Raw genomic sequence first — 15477 nt, 5'->3', positions numbered from 1 at the left:
TATAACCGAAGAGCTGAAAAAAAACGGCCCGCTAAAAGAGCAGGCCGTTTATAGGCTATGGATAACTATATCTTTATTACTAGAGTGTCAGGACACCGATGATGGTGACCACACTCAGAATGGCTGCCAAGCCATAGAATACCCATTTCCCTGCCGGGACATGGATTTTCAAATCATGCATGGCATGATGGATACGGTGTAGACCGCACCACAGTGGCAGAATAATCATCAGCAGCAGGAATATCCGGCCGATAAAACTCTGACAAAACGCCAGAACGCGCTCATAGCTCAACGCCTCACCAGGGAAGGCACCCAGTGGTAGCAATATGGCGACCAGTAAAATAACCGCAGGTGCAATAATTGCACTCCACATACCGCCAGCACCAAACAGACCCCAGAAGATAGGTTCATCGGAGCGGTTAGGGACTTGATTCATCTTGTTCTCCTCCGGGTTAGAGTAAGGCTACGGCCAGAATAATCGCGGTAACCACCACTGTTATCACCCACAGCGCCTTGATCATTGGCGCGGGTCCCATTTTTTCGCTATTAACGATAATATTGACGGCCTTCGGTGCTAATTCAAACCAGGTTTTGGTATGCAACACAGCGGCTAATAACGTAATGATATTGATCAGCAGTATCAGTGGATTTTGCAGGAAGCCGACAAAACCTTCCCACCCCGCAGGGCCACTTTTCAGCGCGAACACGCCGTAAATCAGCAGAACACTGAACCACACGGCCGGAATCGAGGTGCCTTCACGCAACATATAAAAGCGATAGAAACCGAGCTGTTGCCACCAGTTTGGGGCCATAGTGCGGACATAAGCTTTACGTTTAGTAGTCATTACTGTCTACCCTCCCTTATTGTGGTTTCAGCATGGCGATCATGAAGTCTTTGGCACTCTCAACCTTGCCTTGCTGGATAGCCGCGGCCGGATCAACGTGTTTAGGACAAACTTCAGAACAGTAGCCGACGAAGGTACAGCTCCAGACACCATTTTTCCCGTTAAGCTGCGGCATACGCTCTTTCTTACCGTGGTCACGATTATCCAGATTGTAACGATGAGCCAGAGTGATCGCTGCCGGGCCGATAAACTCCGGATTTAAGCCAAACTGCGGGCAAGCGGCGTAACACAGGCCACAGTTAATACAGCCGGAGAACTGATGATATTTCGCCATCTGAGCCGGGCTTTGCTTATTCGGGCCGTCTTTCGGGTTGCGCTCATTACCAATAATGTAAGGCTTGATGGCTTCCAGACTTTCGATAAAGTGAGTCATATCAACCACTAAATCACGTTCAATTGGGAAGTTACCCAGTGCCTCAACCTTCATCCCTGCGGTATATTCACGCAGGAAAGTCTTACAAGCGAGCTTTGGTACTTTGTTGACCATCATGCCGCAAGAGCCGCAAATCGCCATCCGGCAAGACCAGCGATAAGACAGGTCCGGTGCCAGGTTATCTTTGATATAGCCCAACGCATCCAGCAGAGAGGTCTGCTCATCGTAGGGCACTTCAAAGGTTTCGAAGTGAGGTTCGCTATCATGTTCCGGGTTATAGCGCATGACCTCCATTTTCAGGACTTTCATCTCAGTCATTCGCCTGCTCCTTATCCTTTAACTCTTTCGCATCTTTCGCATCTTGTGCGGTAGCTTCACCACCATAAACACGTTTTGCCGGTGCCAGCTTGGTAATTTTCACGTCGCTGTATTCAAGGCGTGGTGCGCCACCCGGAGTATGGAAAGCCAGAGTGTGTTTGAGGAAATTAACGTCATCACGCTCGGTGCAGCCTTCATCCAGGCGTTGATGCGCGCCACGGGATTCTTTACGGTTCAGTGCCGAATGGGCCATACATTCAGCCACATCCAAGCCATGACCCAGCTCAATGGTATACAACAGGTCAGTATTGAATACACTGGAGTTATCGGTAATTTTCACGCGTTTAAAGCGTTCTTTCAACTCGGCCAGTTTATCCACAGTTTTTTGCATCAGTTCTGGTGTGCGGTAAATACCGCAACCTTCTTCCATAGACAGACCCATTTCATCGCGGATTTTAGACCAGTTTTCTGTCCCTTCCTGCTTCATCAGATTACTCAGGCGGGTTTCCACATCACGGGTTTGTGCATCCAGCGCGCTGCCATTTGCCGGGCCGGCTTCCATGGCGCGCAAAGCGGCTTGTTCACCGGCAACACGACCAAAGACCACCAGTTCAGCCAGTGAGTTGGAACCTAAGCGGTTAGCGCCGTGCAGACCAACAGAAGAACATTCGCCTACCGCGAACAGCCCTTTAATACGGGTTTCGCACTGTTGGTTGGTTTCGATACCGCCCATGGTGTAATGCGCGGTTGGGCGTACCGGGATAGGGTCTTTGACCGGATCGACACCCACATACGCTTTTGCCAGCTCACAGATGAACGGCAGACGTTCCAGCAGTTTTTTCTCGCCCAAATGACGCAGATCCAGATAGACCACATCGCCACGTGGTGTGGCGATAGTGCGACCGGCCCGCCATTCATGCCAGAAGGCTTGCGAAACTTTATCGCGTGGGCCTAATTCCATGTATTTATTTTTTGGCTCACCCAGTGGGGTTTCTGGCCCCATGCCGTAATCCTGCAAATAACGGTAACCGTCTTTATTGACCAGAATACCGCCTTCACCACGACAACCTTCGGTCATCAGGATGCCTGAACCGGGCAGACCGGTGGGGTGATATTGCACAAATTCCATATCCCGCAACGGAACGCCGTGGTGGAATGCCATCCCCATACCATCACCGGTAACAATGCCGCCGTTGGTGTTATAACGATAAACGCGGCCTGCGCCACCAGTCGCCATAATCACGGCATTAGCCCGGATTTGTACACGGGTGCCTTCCATCATATTCATGGCAACCACACCGCGCGCCTGACCATCATCGACCAGAATATCCAGGACGAAATGTTCATCAAAACGTTGAATTTGTGGGTATTTTAACGATGTTTGAAACAGTGTGTGCAGCATATGGAAGCCGGTTTTATCAGCGGCAAACCACGTCCGTTCAATTTTCATCCCGCCGAAACGGCGAACGTTAATAGAGCCATCGGGTTTGCGGCTCCATGGGCAACCCCAAATTTCCAACTGCGCCATTTCTTCCGGGCAACTCCGGACAAAATGGTCAACAACATCTTGTTCGCATAACCAGTCACCACCGGCGACGGTATCGTGGAAATGATAGTCAAAGGAATCGTGGTCCTGGGTCACTGCGGCTGATCCCCCTTCAGCGGCCACAGTATGGCTACGCATAGGATATACTTTCGAGATCAAAGCAATCTTCAGTTGAGGGTTGGCTTCCGCTGCGGCTATTGCTGCACGTAAACCAGCGCCCCCAGCCCCAATAATGGCAAGATCGGCGTTAAAGGTTTGCACTGCGCTTCTCCATTGTTCAAGTGAAATACCCGTCATACTTCAAGTTACATGTGCGTTGGCTGCTTTCATCGGGACTCACTCAATTGCCGCCTTCCTGCAACTCGAATTATTTAGGGTATATATAATTAAAATATATATATTTTTTTAAAATTATTATCCAGCTAACTGATTAGTGAACAACCAGAATGATAGTATTAAGAATAGCTATTTCTTACTTTTTGTATGGGAATAATTATACCTAATGCTAATGAGTAGAAATTTGATGTGATCGATTGTTTTGTTTTATTTGAACGGACTCGAAGGCATTACTCACGAAAACGTGATCCCAAACAGGATCTGCTGGGCTAAAGTCTTTTTCACAGAGTGAAATGCTGAATTAAAAGGGGAAATCTGCCGAATGAGTGACAGATTTGTCTGGGTGAGTAGATGCGAGTAGACTGCATCCCCTGTTTGATTTCGGAGTTAACCACCATGAGCGAAACGGCAAGCTGGCAGCCGAGTGCACCCATCGCCAATTTGTTGAAGCGCGCAGCAATAATGGCAGAGATCCGGCGCTTTTTTGCCGATCGTGGCGTATTAGAAGTTGAGACGCCAACCATGAGCCAAGCGACAGTGACGGACGTTCATTTAGTCCCATTCCAAACCCGGTTTGTTGGCCCGGGCGCTGCCGATGGTTTGACGCTGTACATGATGACCAGTCCGGAATACCACATGAAGCGTCTTTTGGCGGCAGGCAGTGGTCCTATCTATCAATTGGGGCGCAGTTTCCGCAATGAAGAAGCTGGCCGTCATCACAATCCTGAATTCACCATGCTGGAATGGTATCGCCCACATTATGATATGTATCGCTTAATGAATGAGGTTGATGACCTGTTGCAGCAAATTCTAGATTGCGATGGTGCTGAAACACTCTCTTATCAGCAAGCATTCCTGCGCCATCTGGATATCTGCCCGTTGTCAGCAGAAAAAGCGCAGTTGCGTGAAGCCGCAGCAAAGCTGGATTTAAGTAATATCGCGGAGACAGAAGAAGATCGCGATACGTTACTGCAACTGTTGTTTACCGTTGGGGTCGAGCCCTACATTGGCCGTGATAAACCCACTTTTGTTTATCACTTCCCCGCGTCGCAAGCGTCTCTGGCGGAGATAAGCACTGAAGATCACCGTGTAGCGGAGCGTTTTGAGGTTTACTTCAAAGGTATTGAGTTGGCGAATGGCTTCCATGAGTTAACCAACGGTGATGAACAACTGCGACGTTTTAAGCAAGATAATCTCAACCGTGCCAAACGCGGTTTACCGCAACACCCGATCGATATGAATCTGATTGCTGCCCTGAAACACGGTTTGCCGGATTGTTCTGGTGTGGCGCTAGGGGTTGATCGTCTGGTGATGTTGGCGTTGGGTGCGGAAAGGTTGAGTGATGTTATTGCCTTCCCAGTAGATCGCGCTTAGTAACCCTTCGTCCTTAGCGCCGCAGCGGTGTTCGCTACGTTCACGAACCTGAATCACTTACTGATGTAAGCTCATCGGGATTAATGAACTTGCTGCCTTGCTGCAACACCAATGACTTTGGGTAACATCCCTGATTATTGGGCCTGACTCTGTGAAGAATCAGGCCATTTTTCTTTCCATTTACAGTTACACATTACCGTTACAAACTACCCGGCGTGCGAGTACGGTTTGATGAAATAATGCGCCCACGCCCCAGTGTTTCCAGACGAGCCTGGAAGGGGGGGAATGGCAGAGTAATACCGTGCTCACGATAACCGGCCAGAATCAACTGGTGGATCTCATGGCGTAGTGGCATACGGTGGCCCATTTCGGCGGCGTAAATACGCAGTTCGAAAATCTGAATCCCTTGTTGAAGATCGACCAAATAGACCTCCGGTGGTGGGTTATCCAATACCAGCGTACAGCGACGTGCGGCTGTCAGTAATACTTCGGTCACTTCCTCCGTGCTGGTTTCAGCCGGTGCTGGCACTGTCAGTACCACACGGGTAATTGAATCCGACAGCGACCAGTTAATAAATTGCTCAGTAATAAAGGCCTTATTCGGCACGATAATTTCTTTGCGATCCCAGTCTGAGATGGTAGTGGCACGAGTATTGATTTTGGTCACGCTACCGGTGAGATCACGGATGGTCACGGTATCGCCGATACGGATCGGTTTCTCGAACAAGATGATCAAACCGGAGACGAAGTTGGCGAAAATCTCCTGCAAACCAAAGCCCAAACCTAAACCCAGAGCGGCAACCAGCCACTGGAATTTCGCCCATTCGATCCCCAGCATAGAAAAACCGAGCAAACCACCGATCAGGATCAACAGATATTTGGTGATCGTAGAGATGGCATAGCCGGTCCCTGGTGTCAGATCCAGATGCTGCAACAATGCCAGCTCCAGCAGCGCAGGGAAGTTGCGCACCAATTGGGTGGTGACAATCATCACCAAAATAGCGATCAGCATTGATCCCATGGTGATCGCCTGCACTGACTCAATACCGTTAACGGTGGATGAGGAGTCCCACAACCGAATATTTTCCAGGAAACCGAAAGCAGAGTGGATCTCAGACCACAGGGCTATTACTGAAACCAAGGCGATCATGGTTAGGATCGAGCGTACCAGCCGCAGAGACTGGGCGCTGATCACATCCAGATCAATGACTGGCTCCTCTACATCAATGGAACCTTCGGTGCTGTTGCTGTGCGGTGTATCGTCTTCACTACGGGCGCGTTGCGCCAGAATATCGGCCCGCCGCTGTTTAGCACGGTCAAAGGCAATGCGGCGGCGCTGAATTAACATCCAGCGACGGATAATATGGTAAACCACCAACAGGAAGAACCAGATAGCGACAGAGGTCTCCAGACGCGCCAGTAGCGCCTGTGACGTGGTGAGATAACCGAGCGCGGCTGCCAGAGCGGCAATCAGTGGCGCGGATAGCAGCAGCCCCCACAGCGCCGCGTTGACAATATTATCACCGGAGCCTTTTTTATCCAGATAGAGTGGGATACCGGCCCGTTTCAGGCTGTTGGTCACCAAACTTAACGCAATACAGAGCAAAATAAAGCATAACCGACCAAGAGTGCCTGCGAATTCACGGTCGTTATAATTCTCAAATGTAATCAGTGCCATCATCAATGGGATGATCAGCCACACCGACATGCGATAGAAGCGCATTGCCCGCCCGACCTGCGTTGGTGACCAGCGGAAATGGGTAATAAACAGGCCATGAGGATGTGCAAATGAGGCGCTTATCATAAACACCCACAATACTGGCACGGTGGCGGTGACGGCATTGCCTATCGCGATGGCCATCGGATAGGACCAGGCGTTTTGCAGACCATAACCGAGCGCTGCCCATAAGACCGGCAGGGGCAGTGCCATGAGAATTGACCAGAATACCGTGCGTAACGTCAGGGAGAAATGGTCTTGTGTTACTTTACCTACCCGGCTGCTGGCGCGTTCCAGGAAGGCGTGATAGTGGCGACGAGAACTGATACTGAAACCGACAAACAGCAGGGCGGCGATAATCGGCAGCAGCGTCTCTTGGCTGGTCATCATCATGACAAAAGCTCCACTCAACTGCGCAAGGGTATCCAGCGACAATAAACGGGTCAGGTCATGGGCGACGTTAATGGGATATAACAGTGAAATCGGGCTGACATCCGCCACCCAAAATAGGTAACGGTGAGTGGCCTCGCGTACTTCACTCAGGGCATCCACCAACTGGCTGTTAGCCACTTTCAGCTTGGTTAACTCAAGGATCTGGGTGTCATAGCCAGAAAGCAAAGAATTAAGCAATTCACGCTGTGTTCGCCACTGGGCATCCAGGATCCGCTGCTGTTCAGTGGTTAGCGGCGTGCCATCATCTTGTTTTAAATTGACATTTTGCTGCTGCAACCTCTCCAGCATATCTTCATATTGCAGGCGCTGAACTCGCAACTGTGCCATATCACGATCCAACTGCTGAGATTTCGGCACATCAGGCAATCTTGCGACCTGTGCGCGCAGTGTTTCTCCCAGTGCCGTTGATACCCCCAACCACTGAGCCTGTTCACGAATGGTACTAAGCGCCTGCCGGACTTGCTGAGTCTGCGATACAGCCTGACGTTGTTGCGAAGAAATCAGATCAATGCGCTGTGCTTGTTGATTCAGTGCCTGAGATAGCTCACGGTTTACTTGCAGTTGTTGGGTGATTGATTCAGGTAAATCACCGCCTTGCTCAGCCAGTAATTCTGTCCGCTCCAGCGCCTGTTCTGCCGCTTGCTGGCGCTGATTATTCAGATTATTACGCAAAGTCTGGAGCTGGGCATCCACCCGCTCTTGTCGCTTTTTGTATAACTCGGCACGCAGCCGCGACAGTTCCTGCCGGTTGCTGGCTGAAAGCTGAGAAAGCTCCAGTTCATTGGCTTTAGCTTTGCGGGCCACGGCTTCGGCTTGCAATAACGCGAACTGAGCCTGCGCCACCGGGTTTGCCGGGTTACTCTGTGCCTGAAGCCGGGTGCTGATTTCAGTCAGAATTCGCCGGGCTTCTGATTGCTGCTGCGGTAATTGGTTGAGGGACTCACTGATTTCCCGCGCGCGATCCTGTTCCTGTTGCGACAAACGGCTCAACTCCAACAACTGGCTGCTGATTTGCAACACTTGCTGTTCCATCTCGGAGGTGGACATATTGCTGGGGACTGGCAGGGGCTTGTCCCCTTCCTGTGCTAACTGTTGACGTAACTCACGGGTCAGTTTGGGAAAGTCATCAATCGCCTTTTGATACTGCTGGGCACGGATATCAGATTCTTTTGCATCCGCCAGCCAGCTAAGAGCCCCTTGCAGCGCCTGAATAATTTCTGCCTGGTTGGCTATGCCTTTATTGGCTTCAACCTGTTTGAGCTCTTGTCGGAGTTGATCTTCATTCGGTTGGGTTGCCGCCTGTAGCGGCAAGCATAGCAATAGGGTAAACGACAGTAATATGGCAGAAAACCATGAAATTATTAGGCGCACGTAAGGGTTCCTTAACATCAATTACATCGTCAACCGAACATTAGCACGGCGGGGTAACTGGGACAGCTTCGGCTAAGACTTCACCCATGCGGGTAACCGAACCACTGTTTAACTGTGGCGCTAAGTAGACTTTGCCTTCCGCGAATAGGTTAATCACCGTAGAGCCTAATTTAAATCGGCCCATTTCTTGCCCTTTCTCCAGCACGACAGCACCTTCAGTACCGGCCTGTGGATAGGTCCAGCGGCGGATCACCCCTTCTCGTGGAGGGGTAATGGTACCTGCCCAGACAGTTTCTATACTGCCAACAATAGTGGCACCCACCAGAATCTGCGCCATTGGGCCAAAGGCGGTATCGAAAATACAAATCACACGTTCGTTACGAGCAAACAGGTTAGGGACATTCGCTGCGGTTAACGGATTAACTGAGAATAAATCGCCCGGCACATAAATCATTTCACGTAACACACCGTCACACGGCATATGTACCCGGTGGTAATCACGCGGGGCCAGATAGGTGGTAATAAACTGGCCATTCTGGAACTCCGTCGCCAGCATATAATTGCCTGCCAGCAGGGCTTCCAGACTGTAGTTGTGGCCCTTTGCCTGTAGGATTTGCCCATCATGAATTGCACCTAGCTGGCTAATAGCACCGTCAGCAGGTTGGGCCAATAGATTTTCTTCAGCCACAATCGGGCGCACGCCAGCACGTAGCGAGCGTACAAAGAATTCGTTAAATGTGCGATAAGCAGAGAGTTCAGGATCCTGCGCTTCTTTCATATCGACTTTGTAATAGCGGGCAAAGGCTTTGATAACCAACTGCGTCAGCCAGCCACCTTGCATATCTGCACCCCAGCCCGCTAAACGGGTCAGGCCAAGTTTTGGCAGTAAATATTGTAATCTGATTTTGAGACTATCTAGCACGTAGACCTCATTAGATAAGTACGCTTTCACTTGGTGTTGCCGCGCAGTTAGCAGCAACACCCATTATTTTGGGTTATGGGTACCACAGGGGAGACCCGCGATTAAAACATTACTTCTCATCACTATCCGATGTCTTGCGGGGCTTCGCCTGCTCCATACTTTCCAGAATCCGATGGTAATTATCAAAGCGTTCTTCGGCAATTTTGCCCTGTTCCACCGCTTCACGCAGTGCGCAGCCAGGATCGTTGGTATGGCTACAATCACGGAATTTGCAATGACCGAGGTAATCACGGAATTCGACAAATCCCTGAGTGATTTGTTCCGGAGCCAAATGCCACAGGCCGAATTCACGCACTCCTGGTGAGTCAATCACATCACCGCCTTGCTGGAAGTGATACAAACGGGCGGCGGTGGTAGTGTGCTGACCCAGACCCGAGTTACCCGAAACGGTATTCACGACAATTTCGTTCTCAGTTGGCGGTAACAGAGCATTCAGCAGGCTGGATTTACCCACACCGGATTGACCGGCGAAAATACTAATACGCCCGGCCAGCGCCTTTTCAAAGGCTTCCATCCCTTCGCGAGTCTGGCTAGAGACTTCCAACACGTTGTAGCCAATACGACGGTAAATATCCATCATGCCATCGACGAATTTACGGCCATCGGCATCCAGCAAATCGACTTTGTTCAAAACGATTAGTGGTTCGACTTCCAGGGTTTCACAGGCCACCAGATAGCGATCGATAATATTAAGCGAAAGTTCAGGTAAAATCGCTGATACGATCACGATCTGGTCGATATTAGCGGCGATCGGTTTCACGCCGTCATAAAGATCAGGGCGCGTCAGAACGGATGTTCGCTCATGAACCGCTTCGACAATCCCTTTAACCCGCACACCTTCCTGTGCTTGCAGGCCCGGACGCCAGACGACACGGTCACCGGTGACCAGTGATTTAATGGTACGGCGGATATTACAACGGTGCTGAACACCATCGGCGGCTTCAACATCGGCATGCTGACCGAAACGACTGATTACGATACCTTCTTGCGCATCGCCAAGCTGAGAGTCATCTAACTCAGGTTTTCTATCAGTGCGTAGCCGACGCTGATGGTTAGCCTGCACACGGCGTTGTTGACCTTTGGACAGTTTATTCTTGCTCACTGCGCCTCACTTGAATCTGCATGTATCGCTGGTTGCGACCAAAGGGGCTATGATACACAATATTTTATCAATTAACCGTTTGTTCGGTAGTCTCACCCGCTAACAGGCAGGAAAAATCATGGCAGAAAATCAAAATAATCTGATCTGGATCGATTTGGAAATGACCGGTCTTGATCCTGAACGGGATCGGATCATCGAGATAGCAACTTTGGTCACCGATGCTAATCTTAATATCCTGGCAGAAGGCCCGGTACTGGCGGTCCATCAGTCTGATGAACAACTTGGGCTGATGGATGAGTGGAATGTGCGCACTCATACCGGCAGTGGCTTGGTTGAACGAGTCAAAGCCAGCCCGTTTAGTGATAGTGATGCCGAATCGCAGACTATTGCATTCCTGAAACAGTGGGTTCCGGCAGGTACTTCGCCTATTTGTGGTAACAGTGTAGGTCAGGACCGACGTTTCTTATTCCGCTACATGCCAGAGCTTGAAGCCTATTTCCATTACCGTTATCTGGACGTTAGCACGCTAAAAGAGTTGGCCCGCCGCTGGAAACCTGAAATCTTGTCTGGTTTCAAAAAGCAGAATACCCATCAGGCACTGGATGATATTCGCGAATCAGTTGCAGAGCTTGCCTATTATCGTGAACATTTTATCCAATCCTAATCTCCCTTCGGTCTTGAAGTTGCACGGTTGTTAGCTGCTCACTGACCTGCTGCCCCAAGGATTTTGGCTATAGGCTCTGCCCAGTGCTGGTTAAAACATCACATTGCTGTTTTAACCAGCACTTGAACAGAAAAATGATTTTTTTGCTTTCAGGGGCTTGCGGCAAAACGGATTTCTCGTATAATGCGCACCCCGTACCGATGAAGAATTCACAAGCATGTGAAGATGAATTTAGTACAGGAAGTCGTGGCAGTGTTTGGTGATTAAAGCACGGCACAGAGCGGGAATAGCTCAGTTGGTAGAGCACGACCTTGCCAAGGTCGGGGTCGCGAGTTCGAGTCTCGTTTCCCGCTCCAATTTCTTGCCCAATGGAGAGATTGGTAGTAAAAAATAAGCAGTAACAGAAATAAATTGTATAAAAGTGATGCGTTGTTTTTTATAGTGTATGGCAGCGACGCGGGAATAGCTCAGTTGGTAGAGCACGACCTTGCCAAGGTCGGGGTCGCGAGTTCGAGTCTCGTTTCCCGCTCCAAACTTTTTATTTCTTTTAGTACTGGTTGTTTCAGAGAGTAAATATCAAATGCTGTCATAACAGCAGGGTGCAACAGCATCTCAATGCGGGAATAGCTCAGTTGGTAGAGCACGACCTTGCCAAGGTCGGGGTCGCGAGTTCGAGTCTCGTTTCCCGCTCCAAAATTTTCAAATCAATTCTATTTTAATTATCCACAGCCATATCGTGCGCTGTACCGCATTCTACATATACTGTATTAACTTCTTCAACAGACTTATCCACAGATTCTGTTCTTTTTTTGTTCAGTTCATATTTTATTCATCGTTATTTCCTGTTTTATATCTATTTGATTTAACTATATATATTTTTCTATAAAAACGTTATACCGATCACTTGCACTTTTTTTTACACTTGATTGCCAAGGTGTTTTTATTTTTATGCACAGGAAAGTTCTGAGTTCATTCATTATAAAAATAGTTAAAAAAATCTACACTTGGCTTTGCTGAGCTTTAGGTGAAAGGGTATGTCAGGCGTCCCGTGGCAGGCCCTTCTCAATAGCTCGTACCAACCGTTTTTTCTGTGGCGATTGAACATCCACCGTCAGTGTAGACCGTCTTTCCAATTGTTGTGATATTGCCCATGCAATATGTTCATCCAGCATGGGGTGAATCCCTCGGCGTGCTTCCAATGCCAACACAATAGTATCGAGATAGGGCGCATTACCCAGTGCTACCGATATATTGCGTAGCCAGCGCAGATGACCAATTCGCCGAATGGCGGAGCCTTCCGTTATCCGTAAAAATTTTTCTTCATTCCAGCTAAATAAATCCAGCAACTGTGGGGTGTGCAGAACCGCGCGTGGGCTGAAATCCGTTTCATCAGTTAATTGTGAGAAGCGGTTCCAGGGGCAGATAAGTTGGCAATCATCACAACCATAAATACGATTGCCCATTAGTGAGCGAAACTCTTCAGGTATTGCCCCCTCCAACTCAATGGTCAGATAGGAAATACAACGGCGTGCATCAACGGTATAGGGGGCGACGATAGCACCGGTCGGGCAGGTGGTGATACAAGCGACACAACGACCACATTGCTCTGCTTGTGGTTTATCGACCGGCAGCGGCAGGTCAATCAGCAACTCGCCAAGAAAGAACCAAGAACCGGCCTCACGATTTAAAATTAGTGAGTGCTTACCAACCCAGCCAATCCCTGCTTTAGCCGCTAGCGAACGCTCCATTATTGGGGCGGAGTCGACGAACGGGCGGAAATTTATTGCCTGGCTCGTGGGCTGCTCTGTTTGGCCCTGTTGATTTTGTTGTTGCTCAAGGCAATAACTTTGAATTTGTTCACCCAATCTTTTCAAGCGTTGGCGCAATAATTTATGATAGTCACGGCCTAAGGCATAACGGCTGACGTAACCCAGCGCTGAGTTTTTCAATGTGCTGGCAAACGCCGCTTTTGCTGGCAGATAGTTCATTCGTACACTGATTACCCGTAAGGTTCCGGGCAATAATTCATGGGGACGGGCGCGCAGCATACCGTGACGGGCCATCCAGGCCATTTCGCCATGATATTGTTTATCAAGCCAGGCTTGTAAACGCGGTTCTTCCGCAGACAAATCCGTATCGCAGATACCGACTTGCTGGAAACCTAGCGATTGCCCCCATTGCTTGATATGTTGGGCTAATTGATTCAGATCGAGGGGGTTTGCCATGACGGACCATAGTAAGAAACAAATCTGTGTTAGTTTACCACACTCTGTTTTTTCTGCGGACTGGGTACGTCAGAACGAAGCGGTGGCTGCTGCGCACTGCTCGTTGAGCCTATTCTCACTAATGCTCAGAGCCGGAGAGGCCACATTCGAACTGGCTCATAAGCAATATCCAGCAGCACGTCACTGGCTGGTTTTATGTGGTCATGGTAACAATGGTGGCGATGGTTATATTGTGGCCTGTCGGGCACGGGCGGCGGGATTGAACGTGACGCTGATCGCCTGTCCAGGCAACCGGCCGTTGCCTGCCGAAGCTCATCAGGCGCAATCTCAGTGGTTAGCGGTTGGGGGGGTGATTAATCAGCCTGATACTCGATGGCCGCAACATATCGATTTAATTATTGATGGTTTATTAGGTATTGGTCTGCGAGCGGCACCGCAAGGCGTTTATGCTACGCTGATTGACACGGCTAATCGCCATCGGGCAGTAAAAATTGCCTTGGATATCCCTTCCGGGCTCAGTGCCGATAGCGGTGCGGCCCCCGGTTCGGTCATTCGCGCTGACCACACACTGACTTTTGTCACTCTGAAGCCTGGATTACTCACCGGTCAGGCTCGTGATTGGGTGGGGCATTTACACTACAATGATCTGGGATTGACGCCATGGTTAGCAGCTCAGCCGGTACAAATTGAGCGAATAACGGCCGAACATTTACCAAAATGGCTAAAGCCCCGCCGCCCTTGTGCCCATAAAGGAGAACACGGACGGCTATTGCTGGTGGGGGGAGATAAAGGGCTGGGAGGGGCGATTCGAATGGCCGGAGAAGCTGCGCTGCGTAGCGGAGCCGGGCTAGTGCGAGTACTCACTCACATTGAGCATGTGGCACCGATTCTGGCGGCTCGCCCGGAGCTGATGGTACAGGAATTAACCGATGAAACGCTAGAGCAAGGTATCCACTGGGCTGATGCATTGGTGGTCGGGCCGGGGTTGGGGCAGTCCGACTGGGGCCGGAATGCTCTGAATTTATTGCAACAAAGTGATAAACCAGCATTATGGGACGCAGATGCACTCAACTTACTGGCAATAAATCCGCTGAAGCGTCAGAATTGGGTATTGACCCCGCATCCTGGGGAAGCTGCCCGTCTGCTTGGCTGCAGCGTCGCTGATATTGAAAGTGACCGCTTACTTTCAGCCCGAAACATCGTTAAACAATATGGTGGTGTGGTGGTATTGAAAGGGGCTGGTACTCTGATTGCCAGTGAGCAAGGCGAGATGGCGATTGCTGATGTCGGTAATGCGGGTATGGCCTCCGGTGGTATGGGGGATATTCTGTCCGGTATTATTGGTAGTTTGATAGCACAAAAGCTGGTGCTGTATGATGCTGCCTGTGTGGGTTGTGTTGTGCATGGCGTTGCCGCAGACAGACTGGCTGAAGTTCAAGGCACCCGAGGTTTACTGGCGACAGATTTGCTGCCGGTTATTCCGAAGTACGTTAATCCTGAGTTAGCAAGATAGATATAACCGAATGAAAGAACTCGTTTTACCTCTGCCTGATGAGGCAGCGACCGTTGCATTAGGGGCTACTTTGGCCCATGCCTTCAATGGGGCTAGCGTAATTTATCTGTTCGGCGACTTAGGTGCCGGAAAAACGACTTTTAGCCGTGGTTTCCTTCAGGCCCTTGGCCACCTTGGGCATGTTAAAAGCCCGACTTATACCTTGGTTGAACCTTATGCCTTGTCCCCAAGGCCGGTTTACCATTTTGACCTGTATCGTCTGGCTGACCCTGAGGAGCTGGAGTTTATGGGTATTCGTGATTACTTCGACCAACAGGCAATCTGTCTGGTGGAATGGCCACAACAAGGGGCTGGCTTCCTGCCTCAGGCAGATGTAGAACTGCATTTGGCTTATCAGGCCGCAGGGCGCGAAGCCCGCCTGATCGCCCTTTCCGATGCCGGTGCTGATGTATTGCGCCGCTTAGCTGCTGTGCAAGGATAATGTGATAATGATGCATAGCATGACGCGACCAGATGGTTGTTTAAAAAGACCTGGCTGTTTAAAAAGACTCGGTTGTTTAACAAGAATAAGTGGTTTAACGAAAAACGTTCTCTGGAA

At 50.0% G+C, this 15477-nt stretch carries 12 protein-coding genes and 3 tRNA genes; 7 read left to right on the top strand and 8 right to left on the bottom strand.

The annotated features are described in order from the left end of the window. Nucleotides 1-79 precede the first annotated feature (79 nt). Genes frdD through frdA form a run of 4 tightly spaced genes read right to left on the bottom strand, consistent with a single transcriptional unit; the run spans nt 80 to nt 3403 of the window. The gene (gene frdD / locus AEP37_RS11880) at nt 80-436 is read right to left on the bottom strand and encodes a fumarate reductase subunit FrdD (RefSeq protein ID WP_049613500.1); all 357 of its coding nucleotides are present in this window, start codon (nt 434-436) and stop codon (nt 80-82) included. A 16-nt stretch (nt 437-452) separates the two neighbouring features. Continuing rightward, nucleotides 453-845, bottom strand: a complete 393-nt coding sequence (gene frdC / locus AEP37_RS11875; RefSeq protein ID WP_049613499.1) for a fumarate reductase subunit FrdC — start codon at nt 843-845, stop codon at nt 453-455. A gap of 16 nt (nt 846-861) precedes the next feature. Beyond that, complete coding sequence (locus AEP37_RS11870; protein WP_049613498.1) at nt 862-1596, bottom strand: succinate dehydrogenase/fumarate reductase iron-sulfur subunit; 735 nt, start codon at nt 1594-1596, stop codon at nt 862-864. Further along, nucleotides 1589-3403, bottom strand: a complete 1815-nt coding sequence (frdA, locus tag AEP37_RS11865) for a fumarate reductase (quinol) flavoprotein subunit (RefSeq protein ID WP_049613497.1) — start codon at nt 3401-3403, stop codon at nt 1589-1591. The genes AEP37_RS11870 and frdA overlap by 8 nt, the downstream gene beginning before the upstream one ends. Before the next feature lie 471 nt (nt 3404-3874). On the opposite strand from frdA, the gene epmA reads away from it, so the two are divergent. Next, complete coding sequence (epmA, locus tag AEP37_RS11860; protein WP_049613496.1) at nt 3875-4852, top strand: elongation factor P--(R)-beta-lysine ligase; 978 nt, start codon at nt 3875-3877, stop codon at nt 4850-4852. A gap of 199 nt (nt 4853-5051) precedes the next feature. Here the strand turns inward: epmA and mscM are convergent, their stop codons facing one another. The 3 genes from mscM to rsgA form a co-directional block, all read right to left on the bottom strand. Continuing rightward, nucleotides 5052-8393, bottom strand: coding sequence for a miniconductance mechanosensitive channel MscM (gene mscM, locus AEP37_RS11855; RefSeq protein ID WP_202905486.1), 3342 nt, complete (start codon nt 8391-8393; stop codon nt 5052-5054). Nucleotides 8394-8433: 40 nt separating this feature from the next. After that, nucleotides 8434-9315 (bottom strand): archaetidylserine decarboxylase, encoded by an 882-nt coding sequence (gene asd, locus AEP37_RS11850; protein ID WP_049613494.1) that lies wholly within the window; start codon nt 9313-9315, stop codon nt 8434-8436. A 109-nt stretch (nt 9316-9424) separates the two neighbouring features. Continuing rightward, the gene (gene rsgA / locus AEP37_RS11845) at nt 9425-10477 is read right to left on the bottom strand and encodes a small ribosomal subunit biogenesis GTPase RsgA (RefSeq protein WP_049613493.1); all 1053 of its coding nucleotides are present in this window, start codon (nt 10475-10477) and stop codon (nt 9425-9427) included. A gap of 118 nt (nt 10478-10595) precedes the next feature. Here rsgA and orn point away from each other — a divergent pair, with 118 nt between their 5' ends. The 4 genes from orn (at nt 10596) to AEP37_RS11825 (ending at nt 11834) form a co-directional block, all read left to right on the top strand. After that, a complete protein-coding gene (gene orn / locus AEP37_RS11840; protein WP_049613492.1) occupies nt 10596-11141 on the top strand; it encodes an oligoribonuclease in 546 nt (181 codons plus the stop codon). Between the two features lie 280 nt (nt 11142-11421). Continuing rightward, a tRNA-Gly gene (locus tag AEP37_RS11835) sits at nt 11422-11497 on the top strand. A 100-nt stretch (nt 11498-11597) separates the two neighbouring features. Next, nucleotides 11598-11673: transfer RNA gene (locus AEP37_RS11830), tRNA-Gly, on the top strand. Nucleotides 11674-11758: 85 nt separating this feature from the next. Further along, nucleotides 11759-11834, top strand: a tRNA-Gly gene (locus AEP37_RS11825). Nucleotides 11835-12178: 344 nt separating this feature from the next. Here AEP37_RS11825 and queG read toward each other — a convergent pair. After that, nucleotides 12179-13366: a tRNA epoxyqueuosine(34) reductase QueG gene (queG, locus tag AEP37_RS11820; RefSeq protein ID WP_049613491.1), complete on the bottom strand. Its 1188-nt coding sequence runs from the start codon at nt 13364-13366 to the stop codon at nt 12179-12181. On the opposite strand from queG, the gene nnr reads away from it, so the two are divergent. Together nnr and tsaE are read left to right on the top strand one after the other, a co-directional pair. Then, nucleotides 13365-14879 carry a bifunctional ADP-dependent NAD(P)H-hydrate dehydratase/NAD(P)H-hydrate epimerase gene (gene nnr, locus AEP37_RS11815; RefSeq protein WP_049613490.1) on the top strand — a complete coding sequence of 505 codons (1515 nt, stop codon included), beginning with the start codon at nt 13365-13367 and terminating at the stop codon, nt 14877-14879. The two genes, queG and nnr, sit on opposite strands and share 2 nt — an antisense overlap. Before the next feature lie 10 nt (nt 14880-14889). After that, the gene (gene tsaE, locus AEP37_RS11810; protein WP_049613489.1) at nt 14890-15360 is read left to right on the top strand and encodes a tRNA (adenosine(37)-N6)-threonylcarbamoyltransferase complex ATPase subunit type 1 TsaE; all 471 of its coding nucleotides are present in this window, start codon (nt 14890-14892) and stop codon (nt 15358-15360) included. The last annotated feature ends 117 nt before the right edge of the window (nt 15361-15477 follow it).

Origin of the sequence: Yersinia pekkanenii, assembly GCF_001152565.1 — a bacterium.
Taxonomy (GTDB): domain Bacteria; phylum Pseudomonadota; class Gammaproteobacteria; order Enterobacterales; family Enterobacteriaceae; genus Yersinia; species Yersinia pekkanenii.
Note: the sequence above shows the minus strand (reverse complement) of the source record. Positions and strands in the feature narration are given on the sequence as shown.

Excerpts from the sequence above, each read along its gene's own strand:
- tsaE (WP_049613489.1), top strand. The coding sequence starts at position 14,890 with ATGAAAGAACTCGTTTTACCTCTGCCTGATGAGGCAGCGACCGTTGCA.
- orn (WP_049613492.1), top strand. The coding sequence starts at position 10,596 with ATGGCAGAAAATCAAAATAATCTGATCTGGATCGATTTGGAAATGACC.
- frdC (WP_049613499.1), bottom strand. The coding sequence starts at position 845 with ATGACTACTAAACGTAAAGCTTATGTCCGCACTATGGCCCCAAACTGG.
- frdD (WP_049613500.1), bottom strand. The coding sequence starts at position 436 with ATGAATCAAGTCCCTAACCGCTCCGATGAACCTATCTTCTGGGGTCTG.
- queG (WP_049613491.1), bottom strand. The coding sequence starts at position 13,366 with ATGGCAAACCCCCTCGATCTGAATCAATTAGCCCAACATATCAAGCAA.
- nnr (WP_049613490.1), top strand. The coding sequence starts at position 13,365 with ATGACGGACCATAGTAAGAAACAAATCTGTGTTAGTTTACCACACTCT.
- epmA (WP_049613496.1), top strand. The coding sequence starts at position 3,875 with ATGAGCGAAACGGCAAGCTGGCAGCCGAGTGCACCCATCGCCAATTTG.
- AEP37_RS11870 (WP_049613498.1), bottom strand. The coding sequence starts at position 1,596 with ATGACTGAGATGAAAGTCCTGAAAATGGAGGTCATGCGCTATAACCCG.